The organism is Macellibacteroides sp. (genome assembly GCF_050251695.1).
In the GTDB taxonomy this organism is placed as follows: domain Bacteria; phylum Bacteroidota; class Bacteroidia; order Bacteroidales; family Tannerellaceae; genus Macellibacteroides; species Macellibacteroides fermentans.
In genome coordinates, this window is record NZ_JBFWMI010000166.1 from 1 (window position 1) to 3,661 (window position 3,661).

Genomic DNA, 3,661 nt, shown 5'->3' on the forward strand with positions numbered 1-3,661 from the left:
ACTTCTAAGGTCTGCGTCGCATCACTGAAGGAATAGAAAGCCTTCTGATCTAGTTCGATGGATACCTTTTCAGAAGCTCCTGCTTTTACAGACACACGCTTAAAACCTTTTAATGCCTTAATTGGACCTTCGGGATCATTCGGATTCTTAATGTAAATCTGTACAACCTCATCACCGTCACGCTTTCCTGTGTTTTTAACATCCACAGTCAGGGTTACTTTATCCTTTATTCCGATCTTCGAAGCAGAAAGTTTCGCATTCTGATAAGCAAATGTTGTATAGCTTAATCCGTAACCAAATGGATATAATGGAACCTGTGTCATATAGCGATACGTACGTCCCTTCATGCTATAATCCTCAAAATCGGGCAACTGATCAACGGACTTGTAGAATGTGATTGGCAATCTGCCGGCTGGGTTATAGTCGCCGAAAAGAATATCTGCAACTGCTGTACCGCCCTCCTGACCGCCATACCAGGCATTCAGAATAGCATCAACGTTGGCATCCTCCCAGTTAAGAGCCAATGCACTACCTGTACATACAACATAAACTACAGGCTTTCCGGTTGCTTTAAGAGCTTTGACCATCTCTTGCTGAACTTTTGGAAGCTCAATATTGGTTCTGTCTCCTTTTCTGAAGCCTTCAGCATCCACAGGCATTTCCTCTCCCTCTAATCGTGGCGAAATACCTCCTACAAATACAATTACATCCGCATCTTTTACGTTTGCTGCAGTGCCGGCAAAGTCTACCGGTTTACGAACACCAACAGAAAAGTTCAGATCGGCCATACCTGAGCGTTGCATGTATTCTATTTTCACAGCATACTTCTTTCCTTTTTCTGCTTTAAGAGTATATTTTCTAAATGCAGTATACTCGCTCTCCCACATTTCAGAAACAACAGCGTTATCAATATACAACCGGATTCCGTCATTTCCAGACAATTCAAAATCAATATCTCCGGTTACAGGAGCCTCAAACACTCCGGTAAAACGAGCGGTAAAGTCAGATAAATTGACATTTGGAGCAAACTGAGTATTTCCTCCAGTAGTATAATGTAAGCTCTGAGCCAATCCCTTAAAGACAGGTTCTCCTTTAAATTCTGTATTATTAAAGTACTCAGCAAGAAAACCGGTACCAGCATTTGAGGTAATTTTATCCCCCATATCTTGCATTACAAAGTTATCAGTATGATTGCATCCCAATTGATAGATTACCTCAGCTCCGGGAACTTTATTTCTGATTCCTTCTAAAATTGTAACAGTTTTCGTTGGGAATCCATTGTAATTTGCCCACAACATGGTGCTATCTGCAGCATTGGGACCAACAACAGCGATCTTCTTTATGGACTTATTCAATGGCAAAACGTTGTTTTTATTTTTCAGCAACACCATACTCTTACGAGCCATCTCCAATGCCTGCTGGATATGTTGCTTACTTTCTACAACGTTATAAGGTATCTTCGCGTATGACACCTTATCATCCGGATCAAACATGCCTAGTTCGAAACGAGCTTTAAACAAACGACGTAATGACTCGTCCAGATCGCTCTCTTTAAGTGTTCCGTCTTTCAATGCTTTTTTTAACGAACGATAGCTTCCGCCACATTCCAAATCGGTTCCACTTCGTACGGCATCGATAGATGCAGACTCGGCATCAGGATGTGTTTCATGACGGGGCGTATTCTTGTCTTTTTGCCAAAAATCATCTATTGCTCCACAATCGGAAAGAATAATTCCCTTATATCCCCAGCTGTTACGAAGAATATCAATTAATAACTTATCACTGCCACAACAAGGCTTCCCTTCATAGCGGTTGTAGGCACACATTACTTCCTGCACATCTCCCTCCTTAACAAGTTGCTCAAAAGCAGGCAGATAGGTTAACCATAAATCACGAGGAGTTACTTCAACATCAAACTCATGCCTGTTCCACTCCGGACCGCTATGAACTGCATAATGTTTTGCACAAGCATGGGTTTTGTAATAATCGGGATCGTTCCCTTGCAACCCCTTTACAACAGCTAGTCCCATTCGGCCTGTTAAATAAGGATCTTCGCCATATGTTTCCATTCCACGCCCCCATCGCGGATCTCTGAATATATTAATATTGGGAGTCCAAAATGTTAGTCCTTTATACCGGTCATATTCTTTATCTTTTTGATATTGATGGTACTTTGCCCTCGCTTCGTCGCTTACCATTGTGAAAGTCTTTAATAAAGCCTCATCATCAAAAGTTGCCGCTAAGCCGATTGCCTGCGGAAATACAGTGGCTTTCCCTGCACGGGCAACACCATGCAATGCTTCATTCCACCAATCATAGGGAGGAATTCCCAAACGTTCGATAGCTGGGGTCTGATTCATCATCTGACCTACTTTCTCTTCTGGCGTTAATCTGCTTAGCAGGTCGTCAACACGTTCGTCAATAGGAAGATCTGGATTACGAAAAGGATAGTCGTACTTCTGACTAACACACGAAGCGGATGCGATCAAAAAAAGAGCAGCACCCGCAATAATTTTCATTCTCATGGTCTTATAATTTAGATATTGTATAAATTACACTTTAAAAAAATGTAATTCATTTGTTTGTAGAATGTTATATGGTACTATTGGGAACAAAGCTAATTGATTTGATTTACATATTCAAATAAATAAGATAAAATAAACAAGAAAATCTCTTCCATCAGCTTTCTTTCTAAATATAATATAAAGGCTAACTTTATTTATTTTGGCTCACAGAAACTCGCATTGCAAGTTTCTGCAAAAATCAAATCATGTATCGAATCGAAGTTAAATCAGTAAATGTTAACAAATAAGCGGATTTAAGGCAATACAAAATTTCCAAACCCTAATCACAGGATTCGTAACAACTATCTAATTCAAAAATCAATAAGGTAAAGTTCTATTTGAGCAAGTCGGGACGTAGTCTTAAAGTCCTTTCATGAGCTTGCTGAAGCCTCCATTCAGCAATTTTACGTTCGTGACCAGAAAGTAAAACTTCAGGAACTTTCCATCCATTATAATCAGCTGGTCGTGTATAAACCGGCGGAGCCAATAAATTATCCTGAAACGAATCGGATAAAGCACTTTGTTCATCACCAATAGCCCCAGGAAGGAGTCGGATTACGGCATCTGCCATGATAGCAGCAGCAAGTTCGCCCCCAGTTAAAACATAGTCACCAACCGAAATTTCTTTTGTGATAAGATGCTCACGGATACGATAGTCAATTCCTTTGTAATGGCCACAAAGAATAATCAGATTGTTTAGCATCGACATCTTATTGGCCATGGGTTGGTTAAAGGTTTCACCGTCCGGCGATGTATATATAACTTCATCGTAATCACGCTCACTTTTTAAAGCAGAAATCGCCCGGTCAATCGGTTCTATTTGCATAACCATGCCCGCTTCGCCTCCAAAAGGATAATCATCAACACGGCGCCACTTGTTAGTAGTATAGTCGCGCAGGTTATGTAAATGGATTTCGGCCAGGCCTTTATCCTGAGCTCTCTTTAAAATAGAACAATTGATCGTTCCTTCTAACATTTCGGGCAATACGGTAAGAATATCAATTCTCATTGTCATACAATTTGATTTCGGTGCAAAAGTAGGCATAATATACATTTATTCGGGTATAAACATGTAAATTTGTAGTCATAATCCAAAC

At 40.3% G+C, this 3,661-nt stretch carries 2 protein-coding genes; both read right to left on the bottom strand.

Translation table 11 applies throughout. The features are described 5' to 3' along the window. On the bottom strand, window positions 1-2,525 hold a 2,525-nt coding region (gene xyl3A / locus AB7E53_RS14535; protein WP_446776502.1), incomplete at its 3' end, for a xylan 1,4-beta-xylosidase. A 373-nt stretch (window positions 2,526-2,898) separates the two neighbouring features. After that, window positions 2,899-3,573: a tRNA (guanosine(37)-N1)-methyltransferase TrmD gene (gene trmD, locus AB7E53_RS14540; RefSeq protein ID WP_446771508.1), complete on the bottom strand. Its 675-nt coding sequence runs from the start codon at window positions 3,571-3,573 to the stop codon at window positions 2,899-2,901. Window positions 3,574-3,661 lie beyond the last annotated feature (88 nt).